Origin of the sequence: Marinoscillum luteum (assembly GCF_044005705.1) — a bacterium.
GTDB lineage: Bacteria > Bacteroidota > Bacteroidia > Cytophagales > Cyclobacteriaceae > Marinoscillum > Marinoscillum luteum.
Genome location: NZ_JBIPKE010000016.1, coordinates 165,499 through 188,430, shown reverse-complemented (window position 1 = coordinate 188,430; position 22,932 = coordinate 165,499). Strand labels below are relative to the sequence as shown.

At 48.3% G+C, this 22,932-nt stretch carries 18 protein-coding genes; 11 read left to right on the top strand and 7 right to left on the bottom strand.

Annotated elements, in window-relative coordinates:
* Positions 1 to 51 precede the first annotated feature (51 nt).
* Positions 52 to 588: a Uma2 family endonuclease gene (locus tag ACHKAR_RS10710; RefSeq protein ID WP_395417424.1), complete on the top strand. Its 537-nt coding sequence runs from the start codon at positions 52 to 54 to the stop codon at positions 586 to 588.
* Here ACHKAR_RS10710 and mnmD read toward each other — a convergent pair.
* Complete coding sequence (mnmD, locus tag ACHKAR_RS10705) at positions 585 to 1,259, bottom strand: tRNA (5-methylaminomethyl-2-thiouridine)(34)-methyltransferase MnmD (RefSeq protein WP_395417423.1); 675 nt, start codon at positions 1,257 to 1,259, stop codon at positions 585 to 587. The two genes, ACHKAR_RS10710 and mnmD, sit on opposite strands and share 4 nt — an antisense overlap.
* A 95-nt stretch (positions 1,260 to 1,354) precedes the next feature.
* Between mnmD and ACHKAR_RS10700 the strand changes: the two genes are divergently transcribed.
* The 5 genes from ACHKAR_RS10700 to ACHKAR_RS10680 are packed head-to-tail and all read left to right on the top strand — an operon-like array spanning position 1,355 to position 8,983.
* Entirely contained in the window at positions 1,355 to 1,915 is a 561-nt protein-coding gene (locus tag ACHKAR_RS10700; protein ID WP_395417422.1) for a hypothetical protein, read from the top strand.
* A 19-nt stretch (positions 1,916 to 1,934) separates the two neighbouring features.
* The gene (locus ACHKAR_RS10695) at positions 1,935 to 5,240 is read left to right on the top strand and encodes a SusC/RagA family TonB-linked outer membrane protein (protein ID WP_395417421.1); all 3,306 of its coding nucleotides are present in this window, start codon (positions 1,935 to 1,937) and stop codon (positions 5,238 to 5,240) included.
* Entirely contained in the window at positions 5,240 to 6,736 is a 1,497-nt protein-coding gene (locus tag ACHKAR_RS10690) for a RagB/SusD family nutrient uptake outer membrane protein (RefSeq protein WP_395417420.1), read from the top strand. Before ACHKAR_RS10695 ends, ACHKAR_RS10690 begins: the two co-directional genes overlap by 1 nt.
* The gene (locus ACHKAR_RS10685) at positions 6,733 to 7,605 is read left to right on the top strand and encodes a substrate import-associated zinc metallohydrolase lipoprotein (RefSeq protein ID WP_395417419.1); all 873 of its coding nucleotides are present in this window, start codon (positions 6,733 to 6,735) and stop codon (positions 7,603 to 7,605) included. Before ACHKAR_RS10690 ends, ACHKAR_RS10685 begins: the two co-directional genes overlap by 4 nt.
* Positions 7,606 to 7,609: 4 nt before the next feature.
* Positions 7,610 to 8,983: a DUF4302 domain-containing protein gene (locus ACHKAR_RS10680; RefSeq protein ID WP_395417418.1), complete on the top strand. Its 1,374-nt coding sequence runs from the start codon at positions 7,610 to 7,612 to the stop codon at positions 8,981 to 8,983.
* 56 nt (positions 8,984 to 9,039) lie between these two features.
* Here the strand turns inward: ACHKAR_RS10680 and ACHKAR_RS10675 are convergent, their stop codons facing one another.
* From ACHKAR_RS10675 to ACHKAR_RS10650, 6 genes are all read right to left on the bottom strand, one after another.
* Positions 9,040 to 12,180, bottom strand: a complete 3,141-nt coding sequence (locus ACHKAR_RS10675) for an efflux RND transporter permease subunit (protein WP_395417417.1) — start codon at positions 12,178 to 12,180, stop codon at positions 9,040 to 9,042.
* Between the two features lie 51 nt (positions 12,181 to 12,231).
* Positions 12,232 to 13,329, bottom strand: a complete 1,098-nt coding sequence (locus tag ACHKAR_RS10670) for an efflux RND transporter periplasmic adaptor subunit (RefSeq protein WP_395417416.1) — start codon at positions 13,327 to 13,329, stop codon at positions 12,232 to 12,234.
* Positions 13,330 to 13,357: 28 nt separating this feature from the next.
* Positions 13,358 to 14,689 (bottom strand): TolC family protein, encoded by a 1,332-nt coding sequence (locus ACHKAR_RS10665; protein WP_395417415.1) that lies wholly within the window; start codon positions 14,687 to 14,689, stop codon positions 13,358 to 13,360.
* Positions 14,690 to 14,719: 30 nt separating this feature from the next.
* A complete protein-coding gene (locus ACHKAR_RS10660; RefSeq protein ID WP_395417414.1) occupies positions 14,720 to 15,343 on the bottom strand; it encodes a TetR/AcrR family transcriptional regulator in 624 nt (207 codons plus the stop codon).
* Between the two features lie 160 nt (positions 15,344 to 15,503).
* Positions 15,504 to 15,998, bottom strand: coding sequence for a 2-C-methyl-D-erythritol 2,4-cyclodiphosphate synthase (gene ispF / locus ACHKAR_RS10655; RefSeq protein ID WP_395417413.1), 495 nt, complete (start codon positions 15,996 to 15,998; stop codon positions 15,504 to 15,506).
* Complete coding sequence (locus tag ACHKAR_RS10650; RefSeq protein ID WP_395417412.1) at positions 15,995 to 17,233, bottom strand: M16 family metallopeptidase; 1,239 nt, start codon at positions 17,231 to 17,233, stop codon at positions 15,995 to 15,997. The genes ispF and ACHKAR_RS10650 overlap by 4 nt, the downstream gene beginning before the upstream one ends.
* Positions 17,234 to 17,312: 79 nt before the next feature.
* Here ACHKAR_RS10650 and ACHKAR_RS10645 point away from each other — a divergent pair, with 79 nt between their 5' ends.
* The 5 genes from ACHKAR_RS10645 to lipA all read left to right on the top strand — a co-directional run bounded on the left by ACHKAR_RS10645 (position 17,313) and on the right by lipA (position 22,862).
* Positions 17,313 to 19,286: an alpha-ketoacid dehydrogenase subunit alpha/beta gene (locus ACHKAR_RS10645; protein ID WP_395417411.1), complete on the top strand. Its 1,974-nt coding sequence runs from the start codon at positions 17,313 to 17,315 to the stop codon at positions 19,284 to 19,286.
* A gap of 73 nt (positions 19,287 to 19,359) precedes the next feature.
* Positions 19,360 to 20,805 (top strand): hypothetical protein, encoded by a 1,446-nt coding sequence (locus tag ACHKAR_RS10640; protein ID WP_395417410.1) that lies wholly within the window; start codon positions 19,360 to 19,362, stop codon positions 20,803 to 20,805.
* Position 20,806: 1 nt separating this feature from the next.
* The gene (ytxJ, locus tag ACHKAR_RS10635; RefSeq protein WP_159582548.1) at positions 20,807 to 21,157 is read left to right on the top strand and encodes a bacillithiol system redox-active protein YtxJ; all 351 of its coding nucleotides are present in this window, start codon (positions 20,807 to 20,809) and stop codon (positions 21,155 to 21,157) included.
* 57 nt (positions 21,158 to 21,214) lie between these two features.
* Complete coding sequence (locus tag ACHKAR_RS10630) at positions 21,215 to 21,916, top strand: hypothetical protein (RefSeq protein WP_395417409.1); 702 nt, start codon at positions 21,215 to 21,217, stop codon at positions 21,914 to 21,916.
* A gap of 58 nt (positions 21,917 to 21,974) precedes the next feature.
* A complete protein-coding gene (gene lipA / locus ACHKAR_RS10625) occupies positions 21,975 to 22,862 on the top strand; it encodes a lipoyl synthase (protein WP_159582547.1) in 888 nt (295 codons plus the stop codon).
* Positions 22,863 to 22,932: the final 70 nt, after the last annotated feature.

The following is a 22,932-nucleotide window of genomic DNA, read 5'->3' as shown; positions in this document are numbered from 1 at the left end:
TAAGAAACATTAATATCCATTAATTTGTATCTTTAAGTAAAGTCTCAATAAATGCGGAATACGTTAGAGCGTCCACCAAAAACAGTCATGGAGGTTTATCAAAGCCTCCCTGAGGGGACTTTGGCCGAATTAATTAACAATGCCCTCTATATGTCCCCTTCGCCTACCTCCGGACATCAAGTAGTCCTGAATGACATTAACTATGAATTAATGTCGCACTTTAGAGAAACCAAAACCGGAATGGTGCTGATCGCTCCATTGGATGTCTATCTCGATGAAAAAAATAATGCCGTCCAACCAGACATTACAGTCATTCTTAACCATAACCTTTCCATCGTCAACGAATCAGGACACATTCATGGGGTTCCTGATATGTTGATCGAAGTACTCTCTCCTGGCAATAGGGATCATGACCTGATTCGAAAAAAAGACCTTTATGAAAGCTTCGGGGTAAAAGAGTATTGGGTCGTGGATCCTGAAAACAAACACACTTTGGGGTATTCCTTTAATAAGTCCAACTATGAACTCATTGGAGATACTATCGGTTCTATCGACTCTCCCTTATTGAAGCTTAAGTTTACTTTCTAGTTTCTCACCCCTCTCACCATTTCCTTCTTTCCCATCGCTCCCTTGAGGGTTTGCACCTCAAAACCGGCCGCTGCCAGGTTGCGCTTAAACTGACCCTGGGCACAGTAGGTAGTGAGAATACCTCCTGGCTGCAACAGATCAAAGCATTTCTTTAGATTGGCCAGCTCCCACACCTCTGCCTGCTTGGAAGGAGCAAATGCATCAAAAAAAATCATGTCAAAATCGCTGGCTGCAGAGAAACCCTCAAGGGTAGTTTCATGCTTGACCAATGAAAAATGGCTTGTGATTGACTGAGGACTTTCCCATGGCGATTCATGCAATCTATGAAGCAGTTGCTGTTCCTCCGGAGTTTGTCCAAAATTTAACTGCTCAAATATTTCCCTGACCACAGGGAAAGGCTCCACCGAGTGAAACTCCAATGCCACTTTATTTTCTTCTGCCAAAGCAGCAGCCAAAAAAGCATTCAGGCCCGTTCCAAAACCCACTTCAAAGATGCGTATCCGCCCTTTTTTGGTCTGCTCCGCATAGTAGCGAAGGCACTGTTCGATGAACACATAAGCCGACTCTGACCGGGCGCCATGGAAAGAATGATAGGTTTCATTGAGGTCTTCCCTGAGCAAACTGTGTGAGCCATCTTCTGTCGTTATCAGCTTTAGTTTGTGATTAGTCATTGCCAGTGATTATTTTTAGATTCAGTAAGGGAATTCAAATTTTGCATTGCTTTCATAAAGTGACCGAACCTAAGTTTAAACATAAAGACCAATCTATGAAAAATCATCTACCACTATTCGCCCTCATCGCCTTGTTATTGGTGGTCTCCTGTAAAGATAAGGAAGAGCCTGCTCCTCCTCATGAAGTAGGAGTATGGGCACTTGATAGTTATCTCTTTATCAATTTTCCTTCGGAGTTTGAGGGCTATGAGGGCCTTGCCTATGACATAGATGAGCTGAGCTTTGGCAATGGCGTGGTATATGATGACTATACCCTGGTGCTGGAGAAGGATGGCACCTATAGTTTAGAAATAGGGGTCACCGGGCCAGACATCAACGATGCAGGCACATGGGAGATAGATGATGATGAGCTCAAGTTGGAATCAACAGAAGACAACGACAATCAGGACTGGACCATAGAAAAAAACGAAGAAGACGACCTTTGGCTCAGCTTCGAAACTCAGAGTGCGTTTATCCCGGATATCTACTTTGATACGGTCACTCAAAAATACATCGACTATCTGAACACCTTGACCGACCAGCAGCTGGATTCGGTAAGCAATGCCATCAGCAGGGTGGTGTCATTTGATTTGGTATACGTTTTCGAGAGAGACTAATACTGAACCACCCAAATGAATGAGGTTTCTTTTTATTCTTTCTGTTCTTTTTAGTGCTGTTTCAGTTCAGGTAAGCGCTCAGTCTATTGCCCTATCGGGGAAAATTCTGGATCAATCTGGCGAAGGCCTCATTGGTGCTACCGTGCAGGTCAAAGGGGAAACTACGGGCACAGTCACCGACCTTGATGGCGCTTTCCGGCTCAGTGTAGCGCAAGGGCAAACCATCGTGATCAGTATGATCGGTATGGAAAGCGAAGAATACCTGGTCAAAAGTAGCCGTCCAATCACCATCCAGCTGAAAGAGGCCACTGCTGTATTGGGCGAGGTGGTCATCACAGGATTTCAGGAGGTAGACCGTAAACTTTTCACCGGAGCCTCTGAGAGTCTGCAAATGGATGACATCAAAGTCAATGGGCTCACGGATGTGAGCCGGGCTTTGGAAGGGCAGGTGGCTGGGGTGAATGTGGACAATGTCTCGGGGACCTTTGGCACCAGCCCAAAAATCAGGATTCGGGGCAATGCCTCCATCAATGGAAACAATCAGCCTCTTTTCGTCATCGACGGGGTGATCCTGGAAGACCTGGCCAATGTCAATACGGATGACTTTATCTCCGGTAATGCCAATACCCTCATCAGCTCCTCTATTGCCAACCTCAACCCGAACGACATAGAATCCTTCCAAATCCTGAAAGACGCCTCAGCTACCGCCATCTACGGTGCCCGTGCTGCCAATGGGGTCATTGTGATCACCACCAAAAGGGGGAAAAGCGGGAAGCTGAGGGTCAACTACTCCGGTAATTACTCCTTCAAGTTAAGACCCACCTACAACCAGTTTAACCTGATGAACTCGGCACAGGAAATGTCTGTATACCGTGAGCTGTATGAAAAAGGGCTGGTGGATATCACCACCTCGGTGAGAGCGCAGAACTATGGCGCCATGGGCAAGATGTTTACCCAGATCGCCAATCATGAACTTGAGTGGGGCCCCGGAGGCACCCTGAATGAAGAGTTCCTGAATACTTACGAAAATGCCAATACGGACTGGTTTGAAGTACTTTTCCGCGAAGCAGCCCTGCAGCAACAGCACTCCGTGAGTTTCACTGCGGGTAGCGAAAAATCCAACAGTTATTACTCCATTAGTTTCCTCAATGACCAGGGTCAGACCATCGCCGACAATGTGCAACGGGTGACCGCCTCCTCCCGAAACACTTATTTCCTTTCTGACATCTTCACTTTCGGACTCAAGCTATCTGCCAGCTATCGGGATCAGCGGGTGCCAGGTACCCGAAACCGTGAATTTGACCCGATCACTGGACGCTTCAGTAGAAACTTTGACATCAATCCGTTCAGCTATGCGCTGAATACCGCCCGATCCATTCGTCCGTATGACGATGACGGGAATCTGGAATATTTCAGAAGAAACTATGCCCCCTTCAATATACTGGAGGAACTGGAGCTCAACTATATTGACATTACAGTATCAGACTTTTCAGCACAAACGGATTTTGAAGTCAACCCAAGTAAAAACCTGTCTTTCAAAGGGGTGCTGCAAGCACGGTACGCCAATACCGTACGTGACCATACGGTTCATGAAAACTCCAACCAGGCAGAAGCCTACAGAGCCAATGGCACCCAGTTTATCCAGGATGCCAATAACCTCCTCTACCGCGACCCGGACAACCCGGGCCTCAATCCTGTAGTGGTGCTCCCCCAGGGTGGTTTCAATTACCTCGATCAAAGTGAGCTGTTAAACTTTTATGCTCGAATCAGCGCCGATTGGAACCGAACTTTTGCAGAAGCTCATGAGATCAATGTGCTTGCAGGGCAGGAAATTCGGTTTTCGAACCGAACCGAATCCAGCACCACCGGCATGGGCGTGATCTATGAGAGTGGTGGCATAGTCATCACAGACCCTAATATTATTGAGTTTTTCAACCTGCAGAATATAGATTATTACAGACTTTCCTCATCAAAAGACAGGTTTCTGGGGCTTTTCGTCAACGGAGGATATGCCTACAAATCAAGGTATATTGCCAACTTCACCGTGCGCTATGACGGCTCCAACCAGCTGGGCGAAAGTAAGGCCGCACGCTATCTACCTACCTGGAATGTGAGTGGCGCCTGGAACGTCACCAACGAGTCTTTTTTCAACATCCCTTTCATTGACAACCTCAAGCTAAGAGGTACCTATGGCATCTCCGGTAACCTGCCCCCGAATGCCAGCGCACTGCTCAACCTGCAGGCCGACGTGACCGTGCGACCCACTGATGTGGAGCCATACCTCTACATTCAGGACCTCACCAACACTGAACTCACCTGGGAAAAACTCAAAGAACTCAATGTGGGCATGGACATTGCCGTTTTGAAAAACCGGGTCAGCGGTTCTTTTAACTACTACAGAAGAAACGCCTACGACCTTATCGGTACAGTGCAAACCAGTGGTATTGGTGGCCAGGGGCTAAAGACCGGAAACTTTGCCGACATGGATGCGGATGGCTTTGAAGCTTCCATTTCTACCGAAAACCTCCAAGGCCGTGACTTCACCTGGCGCACCAACTTCAACGTGGGCTATACCATAGACAAGATCACGCGGCTGGATTTTGGACCCAGGATTGCTGATGCCATTGGTCAGAATGGTGCCGCCGTTTTGGGAGGCCCACGAAGAGGGCTCTTTTCGACCCGGTTTGCCGGACTGAATGAACAGGGGGTGCCTACCTTTTACGATGAAAACAATGAAATTGTATACCAATACGACCTCCAGGATCGTGGGAGCCTGACCTCCACACTCCAATACGAAGGACCCGTAGAGCCTCGCGGGGCGGGAGGTCTGACCAACACCTTAGGGTACAAAGGCTTCTCACTGATGGTATTGTTGTCCTATAAATTTGATTATAAAATTCGCCTGAATGATGCCTTCTTTGCCACCTATACGGACTTTGATGCCCTGCCGGCGGAGTTGATCAATCGCTGGGCGGTGCCCGGAGATGAGGAGCTGACGGACTATCCGGTGATCCTGGACCGGGGCGTAGCCCAAAGCAATGGTAATGTGGTGCTGGCTTATCAGCTATATAATAAAAGTACCGCGCGTGTAGCGAATGGAGACTACCTGCGCCTAAGGACGGTGCGCCTCTCCTACGCCATCCCTCCGGCGCTTATCGGGCGCATGGGACTATCCAGTGCGTCGCTGAGCCTTGAGGGGCAAAACATTGCGCTTTTGTACTCAGATAAAAAACTCAAAGGTCAGGACCCTGAGTTTTTCAGCAGTGGCGGGGTTTCACTACCACAGCCCAAAACCATCACTTTTTCACTTAACGTAGGATTTTGATGAAAAAGCAAAGACGATACCGACTCGAAAAAATGCTGATGGGAGGGCTCCTCATTGGGGGACTCCTTGGCTGCGATGACTTTCTGGACGAAGTACCCGACAATCGCGTCAACCTCAATTCTCTGGACAAAAGTGCCCAGCTCCTGACCAATGCCTATTCCGTGGCCAGTCCGGCATTCACCGAATGGATGACCGATAATGTGGGCTTTACCACAGGCGTCACCATCAGGCAGAGCCAGGAACAGGCCTACCAGTGGGAAGACATCACCAGTGGGCCTACGGAGCAGGACACACCAGATTTCTTTTGGTATGAAACCTACAATGCCATCGCCCATGCCAATGAAGTACTGGCCGTGCTGGATGGTTTTGAGGTAACCTCAGAGGAAGAAGAAATACGAAAAGACGCTATAGAGGCTGAAGCCAAGCTTACAAGAGCGTATGGCCACTTTATGTTGGTCAACTTATTTGGAGAGCATTATACCGTGGAATCTTCCGGTGATGGTGTGCCTTATGTAAAAACGCCTGAAACGGTCTTTATAGAAACCTATGAGCGTGAGTCCGTAAAAAAAGTATACAATGAAGTAGAGGATGACCTGCTGGATGGATTGGAAAAAGTTAATGACAGTTATTTTGGCAATTCGGGGAAATACCATTTCAATACCAATGCGGCACTGGCCTTCGCCTCTCGTTTCTACCTGTATAAAGGAGATGTGACCCGCTGCATTCAGTACAGTACGGAGCTTTTGGGTGCCAATCCCGGCAGCTTTATCCGTGATCTCACCTCTGAAGAGTTTCAGAATGCCAAGTCTTCCATTACGGGGTATCCACAGCTCTACACTTCTCCAGATCTCCCCGGAAATTTTTTACTCATGCGCAAAATCTCGTTGGTCCAGCGACCCGATTTCGCTCATGGGCCTCTTTCGGATTTTTATTCGGACCTCTTTGCGGCTTCCCCTTTTCCGGGCACAACCGACGAGCGTGAAAACCCCGCCTTTGTGAAAGGTGACAATGCACTGTTACCGGTGAGGTTTCAAAATCTTTTTGAGCGCAGCAGTCTCAACTCCAATGTGGGCCTGCCCTACCACATCGCCATTTCCTTTAGCGGAGAGGAAGTCCTATTGAACCGGGCAGAGGCGTATACCATTCAAAATGACCTCAACGGAGCATTGGCAGATCTCAACGTGTTTGTGGCCCGGCGATACAGCGGTGGCAACACCACCCTCACTTTTGAGAACCTGCGGGCATTCTTTGGGGCCAATAATGATCCCACATTTACAGATCAGTTGATATTACTTAACTATATCCTTTTCGAACGACGAAAGGAGTTTATCATTCAAGGTCTTCGCTGGTTTGACATCAAACGATACGGTATCTCCGTGACTCATGAGTTGTCCGATGGCTCCACCATCTCGCTCAGCGGTGATGACCTAAGAAGAGTTTTACAAATCCCACAATCTGCCATTGAGGTGGGTGGGCTTGAACCCAACGAAAGATGAGGAAAGGGCGGAACATATCGAAGCGATGGCTACTGATTGCGCTGGTCGCAAGCCTGTCTGGATGCTATCCCGACGAAAGCCTGAACATCCCGGAGAAGGACAATGATGTAACCCTCACCGAGCTGGATGAATACATAGAAGAGCACTTTACAGAAGAGTATGATATGGCCATCCGCTACCGGTATGTGGATCGGTATGTGGCCACAGGGGAGCGGGTCACTCCTCCCAGACTGGAAGTGGTTCGCCCCATGCTGGATTTTATTGAAAAATACTGGATCGACCCCTACCTGGAAGTCACCAATGGTGAGGTCTTTTTCCGTGGCCATGTGCCGCCGGAAATTATTTTCCTGGGTGGATTTATCTATAATCCGGATGGCACTGTCACACTGGGGTCTGCCGACGCAGGGTCCAGAATCACCTTCACCAATGTGAACGCCATAGACCCTGAAGACCTGGACTGGCGCGAGCTGCAACTCCAAACAGTCTATCACGAGTTTGCTCATACGGTACATCAGCGCTACAAGCTTCCTGCCTCTTTTGAGACCATCACCACGGCTGGTTATACCAGTGCGGGTTCCTGGTATAATCTCACCGATGATGAAGCGCTGATCAGGGGCTTTGTGTCACCCTACGCCACCAGCTCACCCAATGAAGACTTTGCAGAAACGGTGGCATTTTACCTGTTCGACCCGGAATTTGATGCGCACTTCATTACACTGGAAGAAGATTGTGGCACGGCTGAGTGCGAAGCCCAAAACACGGGCAAGGAATTTATTGCTGAAAAACTAGCTGCCATCACTGGTCACTACAAAAAAGTAACGGGAATAGATTTGACTGAACTGAGGAACGTCATTCAGTCCAAACTTTAAACCAATGAGGAAGATTCTACTGAGCCTATTGATCGTGAGTCTGTTCACCGCCTGCCAGGAGGATAAAAAAGGACTGCCCTCTGTGGAAGACCGGGTGTCTACGGCCATCGAAAACCTCCGCGACGATCTCACAGACCCTTCCGAGGGGTGGAAAGTCCTGTATCAGCCCACTTCTGCTTCTGGTGCTTTTTTCATGATCATGAAGTTTAAAACCGATGGCACAGTCACCATCTCCACCGACCTGGCCGCCAACGCCGGGGAATTTCACGAACAGACCATTCCCTACCGGATAGATGCCGGGCAGGGATTGGAGCTTATTTTCGAAACCTATGGCGCGCTCCATTATCTTTTCGAACTGGATCAGGCCAGCTTTGGTGCGGAGTTTGAGTTTGTCTATGAGGAAAAAGACGATGGTGATCTTTACTTCCGTAGTAAATCAGACCTGAATGATCCCAGCTCCATTGTTTTCACTCCAGCCAATGCCACAGACGCGTCAGCCTTTTCGCGAGAGATCGCTGCAAATTTTGATCTGTATGCAGGGCAGTCTCCAAGACTTTTCGGTGGAGCTAACCCTACTCAGCAGCTTTATCTCAGTGACCTGGACATCTCCGTATTCTGGTCGGTAGATCTGGCCAAACGAACGGTGCTCTTCGATCTGGCCGGATCGGGAAGTACCCTGGAGGAAGTTTTGTCCGGAACCCATGTAAGCCTGAATCAATCCAGCGGATATACTTTCATGGGTGGAAAAATCATTTTCAACCAACCTATACAGATCAAGGTGGGGGGCAAAGGCTTTGAGCTCAGTGAACTGACCCTTGGAGACTTTTCTGAAACCGGAGCGCCATTGTGTGAAACCTCCGCTGAGTCCACACCCGTTTACAGCCTCCCCGGAGGTGGAAGCCTCACCAAAAACCTCTTCAACAGCAGTGGGTTGGGCTTTGAGCCACAAGCTGGCAGCCTATACAGTGTGAACATTCCCTTCATTTTTGACGACAGTCTACGCTCGTTGGCAGAAGAAGGCAGTATCAGCCAGAAGCTCCCCAACGCACTCGCCTTTATCATGACTTATGGGTTTGAGTCGGACAGCATCCCCGCAAATTCCGTGGGCTTTTTGGTGGAAGATGATCAAGAGAACAGCGCTTTCTACCTCCGCTCATTCACTCCTACTGCCGTGGGTAACCGGCTGCAAATAGATTGGCTGGATAACTACTATTACTCCTCTGCTCCCACTCCAGAAGAAGAAGCTGCCCTGACAGAAATTTTGGATGAAGTGTTCGATGGCGGCTCGGTATATGCCTATGACCTCCCCATTCGCGGACTCACCGTGTACCAGTTTTACAACCCCTGCAATGGCTATGAGTTTGTGCTGGTGAGGTAATAAAAAAGCGCCTCTGAGTGAACAAAGGCGCTTTCAATATCGAATAATTTGTTTGATCAGCTGGTTGCTTCTCCTTTCTTTTTGCGGTAAGCGATCTTGGTGATCATGACATACAGTACCGGCACCACAAAGATGGCAAGCGAACTGGCCGCAATCATCCCTCCAGCTACAGTCCAGCCAATAGTCTTACGTGCTTCCGCTCCTGCTCCAGATGAAAAGGCCAGTGGCATTACCCCAAGGATAAAGGCCAATGAGGTCATAATAATTGGTCTTAGCCTCAGGCGTACCGCCTCCAGTGTGGACTCCACGATATCCATTCCCTGATCCACGCGTTCCTTGGCAAACTCCACAATCAGAATGGCATTTTTAGCCGCCAGACCTATCAGCGTAATCAAGCCAATCTGTGCGTAGATGTTATTGGTAAGTCCCGGCAGGAGCATGAGGGTGAGAATAGAACCAAAGGCTCCAATAGGTACCGCAAACAATACCGAAAAAGGAACGGACCAGCTTTCATAAAGGGCTGTCAGAAACAAAAAGACAAATAAGATGGAGATGGCGAAAATGATCCCCGTGCTGCTCCCTGCTTTGATTTCCTCACGGCTCATCCCGCTAAACTCATAGCTATAGCCTGCAGGCAATACCTGATCTGCCACTTCACGCAATGCCTCAATGGCCTGGCCACTGCTGTATCCATCACTGGCTGCGCCGAGGATCTCCGCTGACCGATAGATATTGTAGTGTGAAATAACCGCCGGTGTTTCGATCATTTTGGTGGTAATCAGCGCACTCAGGGGCACCATGTCTCCCACACTATTTCGTACGTGATATCGCCCGATATCGCTTATGTCACTTCGATACACCGTATCCGCTTGAGTAACTACCCGAAAGTTTCGTCCATAAATATTGAAGTCATTCACATAGCTACTGGCCAGCAAGGTGGAGATGGTGCTGTAAGCCTCTGACACTGACACCCCCAGTTTCTTGGCTTTTTCCTTGTCCAGGTCTACCTGATAACTCGGTGTGCGGGCGGAGAAGAAAGAATATGCCATCCCTATTTCAGGGCGCTGATTCGCAGCACCAATAAATTGATTCATTACTCCCTCAAACGCTTTGATGTCATCACCACTGGTGGTCTGCAGCAGCTCAAAGGTAAACCCTGAACTCCGGCCCAATCCCGGTATCGCCGGTGGCGCAATGACCAGAATCCTTGCTTCTTTGATATCGGCCGTCATCTGACGGATCTGATTCATAATTTGCGGAACACCCTCGGTCTCAGGGTCACGATCATCCCAGTGTTTTAGGTTTACAAAAAGAGTCCCTGAGTTCGATTTATTCGAAAAGGTCAGAATGTTCAGCCCCGCCAGTCCGCCGACCACATCTACAGCCGGGATGCTCATGACCCTGCGCTGAAGCTCCAGATGAAGCTCAATGTTTCGAGTGGTTGACGTACCCTCTGGCATTTCATAGGCCACATACATGCGTTTCTCATCTTCCGTGGGTACAAATCCCGTAGGTTTGGTTTGGAACATATAGGTAAGCCCTACAAAAAGACAAATCATCATCACCAATACGTATGGCGTTTTTCTGATCCAGGTACTTACACTTTTGGTGTATGATCCAGACACCCTATCAAACCAGCGGTTGAACGCCATAAAAAAGCGATCAAGGAGATTGCGTTTTTCTCCCGTGTTGGAAGGTTTGAGGAGCATCATGCTCAGTGCCGGAGTAAGGGACAAAGCCACAAACGCTGAAATCACAACAGAAATGGCAATGGTAATGGCAAACTGCTGATAAAGCTTGCCCACGATACCAGGCACAAAGCCAACAGGCACAAACACCGCCGCCAGGATCAAAGCAATGGCGATAACCGGACCGGAGATCTCCTTCATGGCCTTTTTAGTGGCTTCTTTGGCAGACATCTTATAGGCATCAATGTTGTGCTGGATGGCCTCCACCACCACGATGGCATCATCTACCACGATACCTATGGCCAATACAAAGGCGAATAGCGTCAGGGTGTTGATGGTAAATCCAAAGGGTACAAAAAAGATGAATGTACCGATCAAAGAAACCGGGATCGCTAAAATTGGAATCAGGGTAGCCCTCCAGTTTTGGAGGAATAAAAACACCACAAATACCACGAGAGCCAGTGCTTCCAGCAGTGTATGGGTCACCTCACTGATCGAAACCTCAACCACAGAAGTGGTTTCCAGGGGAATCAAAAAATCCACATCTTTTGGAAATGATGCCCTTAATTCGGTCAGGGCCTTTTCCACTCCTTTGCCTGTTTCCAGGGCATTGGCTCCCGGCTCCAAATAAAGAAGCATAAAGGCAGCCTCATGTCCCATCACAAATGGGTGGTTTCCATAATTGAACTTAGCCAACTCCACCCGGGCAATGTCAGACAAATAGACCATGCTCCCCGTCTGCGGATTGGTACGTACTACGATGTTCTCAAAATCCTCCACCGTATTGATCCGGCTATTGCTGATCACATTGTACTCAAATGCTTGTGTTTTTGGCTGTGGTGTCCCGCCAATTGTCCCGGCGGACATCTGCAGGTTCTGCTCAGCCAGCGCTGCGTTAACTTCAGCCGGAGTGATCTTCAGGCTCGCCAACTTATCCGGATTCAGCCAAATACGCATTCCAAAATCATCCCCCACAGAGACGATATCGCCCACGCCCTTTACACGGAGCATGGCATCTTTCAGATAGATGTTTGCATAGTTGCCAAGATAGGTGGCATCATGGGTCCCTTCAGGAGAGTAGAGTGCCAGGGCCATGAAAATACTCGGATTTCTCTTTCTCACAGTCAGCCCAAGCCGCTTCACAATTTCTGGCAAAGAAGGCTCCGCTACACTCACCCGGTTTTGTACATCCAGCGTAGCAATGTCAATATCAGTACCCACGTCAAAAGTGACTGTGACACTACTGGCTCCACTAGCGGTACTGTTGCTGGACATGTAGGTCATACCTGGCGTACCATTCACCTGGGTTTCTATGGCTGTGGTGGTGGTTTGCTCCACCGTCTCGGCATCAGCCCCAATGTAATTTCCACTGATGGACACTGTAGGCGGTGTAATGTCCGGGTATTGTGAAACCGGCAGGGTGGTCATGGCTATCAGGCCCACCAGTACGATCACTACGGAAATCACGATGGCCGTTACAGGTCTTTTTATAAAAACGTCTGCAATCATCTTGTATTGATTAGAAAATTTAAGATTTTATGAAAGGGTAAACCGACAGGACTACTGGATACTGATGGTCGAGCCCTCTCTCAATTTTTGAACGCCTTCTACTACAATGGTTTGTCCGGATATCAAGCCACTCTCGATGATCACATCCATTCCGATCTGTCTTCCTTTGGCAACCTTTTGCTGAGATACCTTATCATCCTGTACCACGTAGACCAGAAACTCACCCAGCAGTTCGGTAAGGGACTTAAAAGGTACGGTGATAGCATTTTCGGCGTAACTAGCCACTCTCAATGTAGCGGACATCCCGGGTCGCAAAACGTGCTCCGGATTGGGAAATTCGATTCTCATCTTAATCGTTCCTGTCTGAGGATCCACCGCCCGATCTATAAAGCTCAAAGTACCAAAGTGAGGATAAGTTTCACCTCCCAATACCAGCTGAAAAATAGAATCGGTCTCCGCGGCAGAGGAATTGAGCAGCTGAGAGAACCTCAGGATTTCACGCTGGTCCACCGCAATGTCCACACCAATCGGATCATTGGAGGAAACGGTGTTCAGTAACGTCTGACCCGGAGAAACAGAAGCCCCTAACCGTACCTGCGAAATCCCGATGGTCCCATCAAATGGCGCTACGATCGTTGAATAACGCACATTCGTTTGTGAGCTGGAAACCATTGCCCTGGCTGCCTCCACCTGTTTTACCGCCGCTTCGTAGGTTGCTTCGGCATAGTCCACTTGCTGCTTGGCTATGGCGTCCTTCTTATCCAGCTCGCGGTAGCGTTCTACATCCTTTTCGGCTTTTGCCAAATTGGCCTCCTGTACAGACAAGTTGGCCAATGCCTGCTGGTAGTTGGCTTGCGTTTGTTGCTGATCGATGGTGTAGAGTTTCTGTCCCTTTTTCACCTGATCCCCCTCTTTGAAGTAGATCCCCGTGATGTATCCACTCACCTGAGCTCTCAATTCCACTTCCTGCAGAGCTTTCACGTTGGCAGGAATTTCATCATAATAACTTACCGCCCTGGCCTGCACAGTGGTAACACTAACAGTTGCTGCCGGAGGTGCCTGCATACCTGATGGCTGTGGTTCTCCACATGCCGCCAGCAAAGTGATTCCAGCTATCAGTGAGCATGATTGTATATTTCTAGATAACATAAAATTCAAATTTTGAAATGGTTGGTTTTTAATAGTTGATAGTGCCCAAGGCCCGATTTACATCAATTTTACTGGCCAGTACCTGATACAAAGCATTGAAATAATTGATTCTGGTGGTTCGTAAATCCGTTTCTGCAATGGTCACATCCAGATAGGTTTTCACCCCACTCTGATACTGAAGCTGAATAATGTCATAAACCTCCTGAGCCAGATCCACATTCTGTTTTTGAGCCAGGTAGCTGTACAAATTGCTTTTGTAAGCGGCCAGTGCCCGGTCATACTCTGTATCGAGCTTGTTTTTCAAATCGGCGATCCCAACATCCAGCCTGTCACTCGTCCATTTTTGCTCCTGAATTTTGGATAGTCGCTTGCCCCCCTGAAAGAGTGGCAACGACAAAGTAGCCCCCACATACGAGTAAGGATAACTAGTGTTATACAACTCACCGAAATTATCATTTTGATAGTTGAGGTTATAAGCTCCAAATGCACTCAGGGACGGTAGGAAAGCCCACTGGTTGTATTTCACATTGGCCTCCTGCAGCTCACGCTGGGTTTGCAACAGGCGAAAATCGATGTGATTCACGGGGTTCATCTGCTCGGATGTGTCCAGCAAAATCTCATTCTCCATCATGTCCACATCGTAAGCTATCGGCAATTCCTCCTCCAGAGGATAACCTATCAGGGTTTTCAGATTTTGCTGCTTATATCCCAGCAGCTCCTGGTTTGCTTTGTAGGCCGCCTGGGCATTGCCGAGGGCTATGGTGGCGCGTTGGTAATCCGTTTTATCGGCAACACCCGTCTCATATCGGCTCCTGGCATCCTTCAGACTGCTTTCCAGCCTGATGACAGATTCTTCACTCACCTCTATTTGCTTCTGAGTGGCCAATAAATCATAAAATGCTTTGCTGACATTCACCACCATTTGGATTTTGGCCTGCTGTGTTCCCTGCTCGGCCTGGAGGCGTACAGTGGAAGCCGTGTTGCTTGCCAGGAGCACATCCCGATTGAAAAGGCTCTGTGTGGCAGTGAGCTGCGCAGACGAGGTATTATTGACTCCAAAACGGATTACCTCGCCCCCAATCACACTGGACTGGAGATCGATAAATCGCTGATAGTTGTAGTTAAAACTGATTTGTGGATACCAGTCTGCCAGTTTGCCTTTCACCGCCTGATTCACAATCTCCTGATTGATCTCAGCCTGCTGCACTCCCGGCTGGTGTTTGAGTGCATAGGCCACCACTTCGTCCAGCGTGGCTGATTCTATTTTGTTCGTTTCATCCTGTGCACCACTAATGAGTGGATACACCATGCTCCCCACCAACCAAAAGGTTGTGCGGAGCCAGCTTAAATTAACTTTCATAAATAGTCCTGAGTAGTTCTTCTGTTAACCCTATTTGGATTGCGTTTGGGGAATTCGCTCTCCGAAAAGGGTCATGTAAATAGTTTGTTTGCGTTCATTCAAAAACTCGCGGTAAGTCGTATCTGTCATCCCATAAATGGTTTTCAGCACCGGCTTGGCGAGAATGGGATAATTACAAAGTGCGGCCAGGTTTACCATGAAGTCCTGGGGGGAGATAGGCACCATCCGCCCTGCAGCTATCTCTTCCTCCAGTTGTTCCTGAATCAAATCGGTAGATTTTATACTGTCACGCGAACAAAAGGCCCTTACCTTATCAGGGTACCGAGCTGTTTCACTAATAATGAAGTTGTCCAGATACGGATAGGTTAGCCCATGATCAACCATCGTCTCTATGTAGTTGGCGATTTTCTCACGGAATGGAAGATCCGCTGTTAGAATCTTTCTCACCTTTTCCTTCTTCTCCACAAGGGCCTCATCCAAAAGGGTGTCCATCATTTGTTCCCGTGATCTGAAATAATAATGGATCAGGGCTCGGTTTACACCGGCCTCATCCGCGATTTCCTGAGTGGTGGCATTCAAATAACCCTTTTGGAAAAACAAAACCTTCGCTTTGTCTTTGATCAACTTTTCAGTTTGCACATCTGCACTTCCCATTCACTTTTTTGTTTAACAAATTTGTTAACGACAGTGAAAAGAAAACAGTTTCAAATTATTTGAAGATTATTGACAATATGATCAAAGATTCACCCTCAATACAGAGAATTTGGCAGGTAAAACCACAAAACAAACGGTAAAAACGAAATTGGAGATTCTGTTAGAAATCCGATTTTTTATAGATCAGCACCACCGCATGGGCGGCCACACCTTCCTCCTTGCCTACAAAGCCAAGTTTTTCGGTAGTGGTAGCTTTGACCGAAACATCCTCTACCGGTAGCCCCATCACTTGCGCCAAACAGGCCTTCATCGGTTCTATGTACGGACTGAGTTTGGGCTGCTGCAAACAGACAGTAGTATCCACATTCACTATCCCATAGCCCGCCGCATCCAGCAGCTCTACCACTTTTTTCAACAGTATTTTGCTATCAATCCCTTTGTATTGAGGATCCTTGTCGGAAAAGTGAAACCCGATATCACGCATGTTCGCAGCTCCCAGAAGGGCATCGCAAATGACATGGATGAGCACATCGGCGTCCGAGTGGCCATAGGCACCATGGGTGTGTGGGACTTTGATCCCCCCAATCCAAAAATCTACGCCCTCAGCCAGTGCATGTACGTCATACCCATAACCTATTCTGATATTTGGTTTCATTGTGCTCTTTTTTGATAATACATGGTCGTACAATTATCTTCTCTGAGGATGGTTCTGGCGGATTCCAATAAATCCTCTGCCTCAAGTGACTTGATCTGGCCCAGCTCCTCATTGATCAGATTTGCATCGCCCAGGAAGGCCGCATAAGCCAGACCCATGGCCCTGTTGAGCAAATCCACTTCTGCAAATACAGTGGTCGCCTCTGCCTGGTTCTTTACCTTCTGTAAGAGCTCAGAATCAATATGCTGTTTGACTGGTTCCAAATGCTCCTGAATCGCGAGATCCGCATCCTTCAGCGCTACACCCGGCAACAATCTGCCGGTAATCACCAACAGCCCCGGATCACAACTCCCAGTCACATGAGCTGACAGACTGGAAAACAGCGGCTTTTTCTTTACCAACTCATTGAAAAGAATGGCTGACTTACCCCTCCCGAGGATATCACTTAGCAGGTCTGCGGCATGATACGCCTTACCTAACCGACGGGGCATGTGATATGTTTTATAAATAGCATCAGCCGGCACATTGTCCGCCACCTCCATAAATCGGGGAGCTGTCTGAGGGGGCTCTGCCTCAATCCTGCCATTGCTCATCGGTTTGCCGGGGATTTCCCCAAACCATTTTTGAGTCAATTCGAGTGCTTTTTCCTCCGATATATCTCCGGCAACCACCAGCACGGCATTTCCAGGATGATAATGAGCGTTAAAAAAGCTCTTGACGTCCTCCATGGTCGCCTCCTCTATGTGACTAATTTCCTTCCCAATGGTGGGCCACTGATAGGGATGCTTCTGGTAAGCCAGGGGTCTTAGCTTTAGCCATACGTCACCATACGGCTGATTGAGGTAGCGCTGCTTAAACTCCTCGATCACCACCTTTCGTTGTACCTCCAGCACTTCAGGGTCAAACGAAAGACTCAGCATCCGGTCAGATTCCAGCCAAAAAGCGGTTTCCACATTGGCGGAGGGGATGGTGATGTAGTAATTGGTAATGTCCGTGTTGGTAAAAGCATTGTTGTCACCGCCCACCGCTTGCAGCGGCTCATCAAAATTCTTCACGTTTTTCGAACCCCCAAACATCAGGTGCTCAAAAAGGTGAGCAAACCCCGTTTTATGAGGCAGCTCATTGCGGGAGCCTACTTTGTAAAGGATGTTGAGACAAACCACCGGGCTGCTATGATCTTCATGTACGATCAGTTGTAGTCCGTTGGGGAGGGTGTGTTCTTTGTATGCTACCATGTTGGGCGCCAAAATTAAATAATCCTTGGTGGATTACTTGATAGGATAAATTTTACCTTTGGGCAAATTTTTTAGCCCCATGAAATTTGATCGCAAAACAAGGTCCGATAAACAACTCCTGGCCATCTACTCCGAACTGGTCACTCCCCGATTGATAGAAGAAAAAATGCTCATCCTGCTCCGTCAGGGGAAAATCAGCAAGTGGTTTTCCGGAATCGGACAGGAGGCCATCTCTGTGGGTGCGGCATTGGCACTGGATAAAGATGAGTACATCCTGCCTATGCACCGAAACCTCGGTGTTTTTACTTCCAGAGGAGTAGAGTTAACACAGCTTTTTGAGCAATTTCAAGGCAAAGCGAATGGATTCACCAAAGGACGCGACCGTTCCTTCCACTTTGGATCCAAAGCACATAACATCGTAGGGATGATTTCGCACCTAGGCCCTCAACTGGGAGTGGCTGACGGCATTGCGCTGTCCAGGCTATTGAGGAAAGAACCCAAAGTCACCATTGTCTTTACAGGGGATGGTGGATCTTCGGAAGGGGATTTTCATGAAGCGCTCAATGTCGCATCTGTCTGGAACCTCCCGGTCATTTTCATTATTGAGAATAATGGCTATGGACTCTCCACACCCAGCTCCGAGCAGTTTAATTTCGACTCCTTTGTGGTGAAAGGCCCTGCCTATGGCATAGAGGCCCACAGTGTAGAGGGCAACAATATCCTGGAAGTACTCAATGAATTGGAGCCGCTGGTGGAAAGCATCAGGAAAAACCCAAGACCCATCATTTTTGAAGCCAAGACCTTCCGAATGCGTGGACATGAAGAAGCCTCGGGCACCAAATATGTGCCTAAAGAACTCATGGAGCACTGGGCCAAAAAAGACCCCATTGAAAATTTTGAGCGATACCTCCTGAAAGAAAAAGTGGTAACTGCTGATGAGCTGGAAAAGGTGAAGGCTAAAATACGAACTGAGGTAAACAACTCAGTAAAGAAGGCTTTTGCCCAGCCGGCCATCGAAAGTAATACACAGACAGAAATGGACGACCTTTTCGCTCCGTTTGAGCAGGAAATAGTGGCCGCTGGTTCACACACTTCCGAAAAAAGGTTGGTGGATGCCATCTCTGACGGATTGCGAGAGAGTATGGAAAAATATCCCGAACTGGTGATTATGGGTCAGGACGTGGCTGATTACGGCGGGGTATTCAAAATCACTGAAGGGTTTGTGGAGCAGTTTGGCAAGGCCCGTGTGCGAAACACTCCGCTTTGCGAATCCGCCATTGTAGGAACAGGGCTTGGACTGTCGATTGCCGGAATAAAGAGTGTGGTAGAAATGCAGTTTGCGGATTTTGTGACCTGTGGTTTTAACCAAATCATCAATAACCTGGCAAAGACCCACTATCGGTGGGGACAAAATGCGGATGTGGTGGTGCGCATGCCAACGGGTGCGGGAGTGGGCGCAGGCCCTTTTCATTCCCAGTCCAACGAAGCCTGGTTTGTCCATACGCCCGGCCTGAAAGTGGTGTACCCTTCCAATCCGGCCGATGCCAAAGGCCTGCTCAATGCCGCCATTGAAGATCCTAACCCCTATTTATACTTTGAGCACAAATACCTGTACAGATCTCTGAGTGGAAACGTGCCGGACGGTTACTACACCACGGAGGTGGGCAAAGCCGCTTTGGCCCGTGAAGGAAATGAGCTCTCTATTATCACCTATGGCCTTGGTGTGCACTGGGCACTGGAGGCCATCAATGAGCTAGGCATTGCGGCAGACGTCCTGGACCTGCGTACCCTACTCCCATGGGACAAGGAGGCTGTGGCTGAAACCACCCGAAAAACCAACAGGGTGCTGGTCTTACATGAGGATTGCCTGACTGGTGGTATCGGTGGAGAAATCTCCGCCTGGATAGGCGAGCACTGTTTTGAACACCTGGATGCTCCGGTGATGCGTGAAGCCAGCCTGGATACCCCGGTTCCCTTCGCCAAAGCACTTGAAGAAAATTTCCTGCCCAAATCAAGGTTGAAAACTAAAATACAGGCCCTAATGGCGTATTAATTAGTGATATACGGTTAATTGATTGGGATTGCGCGGGAAAATTCAAATCTTTGGTTAAGTACACGAACAGGTTTTGAAGCGACTAATCTTTATTTTTTCTTTTTCATTATTTCTTTCTGCTTATCTGAGCAATGATGGTCGTGCGCAGCTCATCACCGACTCAGAAAATAGGCTCAAAACGCAAAAACAAAAGAACAAAGGCGAAGGGTTCTCTCTTTTCAAAAAGAAAAAGGGAGCTTCCAGCCACGGGGCCCAGAAACACGAATCACTCGGTGGAGCACCCAGATACTCTTCAGGGTCGCCTTTTGCTTCTTTTAACAAACGAAAATCAGTCACCCCGCGCAGTAGCAGCTCCAGCCGCAGCAGACTGTTCAAAAGCTACGAACACAAGGCACCAAGGTATTCTTCCTCCGGAATCGCCGGAATCATGTCTGGCAAAAAATCGTCGACCAGGTATTCTCCCGGATCCCCATTCACTAAGAAAGACAAGTTTGTCTCCCCCCGGTATTCGGCCGGAGATCCCTTCAAACAACCCTTCTTATCTCAGATTTTTGATCAGCGCTACGGACCGCGATACTCCGCTGGGTCACCATATACAAAAAAAGACAAAATGGCCAGTCCGAGGTACTCGGCGGGTGACCCTTTCCGTAAGCAGTTTTCTCTTTCCGGACTTTTCAGCAAAGATTCAGGGCCCCGGTATTCCGCGGGATCACCTTATACCAAAAAAGACAAAATGGTCAGCCCCCGGTACTCGGCTGGCGATCCATTCCAAAAGCAATTCTCCCTTTCGGGACTTTTTAGTAAAGATTCAGGCCCCCGATACTCTGCAGGATCACCATTTACCAAAAAAGATAAAATGGTCAGCCCAAGATATTCCGCAGGGAATGTCTTCACCACACGAGAGAAAAATGTGAGTCCGCGGTACTCCGCCGGATCGCCTTTCACCGCCAAAGACAAAAGCGTAAATCCGAGGTATTCGGCAGGATCACCTTTCACCAGGAAAGATAAGGGGGTAGACACCAGGTACTCAGAAGGTTCACCTTATGACGGTATGCGATGGGGCTGGATTTCTCCGGCCTATTCCACCAATAAGCACCGTTTTGATGTAAACGAAAAACTGAAAAAATCACGTGTGTACGACTATGCTGCCACCGAGTATAAAGGGACTGACCGTAAAAAGTCAAAGTGGTACTATGATCTTGATAACCTTATCGTATCCGGAGTAACCGGGGCGTTTGAGAGCAGACAAAAAGCAGAACTGTACGATCCGCAGCAAAACAAAGAAGCGGCAGCATACACCGGAACCTACAAGAAAAAATGGATTACAGAAAATAATATGCATCCAAGTGCCAACTACACCAAGGCCAATCAGGACAGCGAAATGATTCGAAATAGTATGAGAAAATGGAATTTATTCTGGACCAGGGTAAACCGGAACAAACAACAGCCTAATGCTGTTACTGATACTACTTTGAAACCAAAGTTTGATCGCAAAGAAGCACAAATCTGGAATGACTGAAATGAATTGGAACCCTCTCACAAGTATTGATCAACTGGAAGAAATCAATACGCTTTCACAAACACAACCTGTTGTCATCTTTAAGCACAGCACCCGGTGCTCCATCAGCGCCGCCTCCCTCAGCCGCCTGGAGCGCAAATGGGACCTTCAAAAAGCCGGAGACGTAAAGACTTACTTTCTCGACCTCATCGCTTACCGGGAGGTTTCAAACAAAATCGCCGAGCTATATGGGGTAGACCATCAATCGCCGCAGGTTCTGATCATACAAAACGGAAAATCCATCTACGACAATTCACATTTTGGCATTTCTTTTGATGAAATCGTGGAGAATATTAAACCCGTATCTGCATAGAATCAGGGGAATCTCTTTTTACATTTGTTATAGTGTCCTAGTATATCTTCATCCTTTATGAAAAAAGTCATTCTGATCATGGTGCTTATTTCTGCCAGCCTGTTGGCCGCAGCTCAGCCTGATCGCAATGAGTATGACACAGAGATCACGTGGGGGGTCAACAAAAACACCCGTGGCGGCCTCATCGGGGGTGTCGTCTTCAAACTGGCCAAACAAAAAAAGGAAGACCTTTTTGCGGTATACGGGATTGAGGTCATGAACGTCAAACACCGCCAGGAGCAGCGTTACCTTTCACCCACATCCGGCACCTCATTTGTTTGGGGCAAACAGAACTTTCTCTACTCCATCAGAGGGCTCTATGGTCGGGAAGCGTTGCTATTTAAAAAGGCCCCGCAGCAGGGAGTGCAGATCAGCGGCATAGTGGCCGGTGGTCCTACCATTGGCGTCATAGCCCCTTATTACATCCTTTACAATGGCAATTATGTTCCCTTTGACTCTGACGTTCACCGAAACTTCAATAGTATTCAGGGATCTGGAAAACTTTTTCAGGGGTTGGGTGAATCCGAACTTACGATTGGACTCAATGCCAAAGCGGGACTTTCATTTGAGTTTGGCACCTTTAAAAACAATGTAGCCGGTGTGGAAATGGGGGTAACGATGGAAGCCTTTCCAAAAGAAATCATCCTGATCCCCACGCAGAAAAACTCGGCGCTTTTTTCCGCCTTATATTTTACCATGTACTGGGGAACAAGGAGGTAAAATCCCTTGTTTGGAACTTTGACCCGCCCAAGCTTTCTTTGCATTACATTTTACAAGCATGATAGAACTACCCACAGTATCTCAGGATAAGGCTCAAAAAATAAAAAAACCCAACTGGCTCCGCGTAAAACTGCCTGTAGGGCGGGAGTATGCCAACGTGCGGAAAATCGTTGATGAGCACAAACTCCACACCATTTGTGAGAGTGGAAACTGCCCCAATATGGGCGAGTGCTGGGGAGCAGGTACGGCCACTTTCATGATTTTGGGAAATGTCTGTACTCGTAGTTGTACTTTCTGTGCCGTGGCCACAGGCCGACCACCGGAATATGACGAAGCAGAACCTCAGCGTGTGGCAGAAGCCATCAAAACCATGGGTGTGAAACATGCGGTAATTACCTCAGTGAACCGAGACGAACTGAAAGACAAAGGCGCTGAAATCTGGTATCAGACGGTGAAACAAGTCAAAGAACTCAGCCCCTCCACCACCATAGAAACCCTCATACCGGATGTGAAAAGCAACTGGGATGCACTCTATAGGATGATCGAGCCGGGCCAGGAAGTAGTCTCTCACAATATGGAAACTGTGGAAAGACTCTACAGAAGGGTGCGTCCACAAGCCAAATATGCCAGAAGTCTGGAGCAAACCCGGCTAACCAAAGAAGCTGGCAAAAGAACCAAATCCGGCATCATGCTGGGCCTGGGTGAAACCATAGATGAAGTGCACAAAGCCATGGATGACCTGGCCGCCAATGGCCTGGACATTCTTACCCTGGGTCAATACCTGCAGCCGACTAAAATGCACATCGAAGTGGCTGAATTCATACACCCTGATCAATTCGAAGCCTATAAAGAAGAAGGCCTCAAAAGAGGACTGAAGTATGTGGAGTCTGGCCCGTTGGTTCGATCGTCCTATCATGCGGAGCGGCACGTAAATGTGCCCATCTAACGGCTCAGTTTTGTACATCACCGGACAGTTTAATGTTCGGTTTTTTTACAGCATTTAGATAAAACACCAC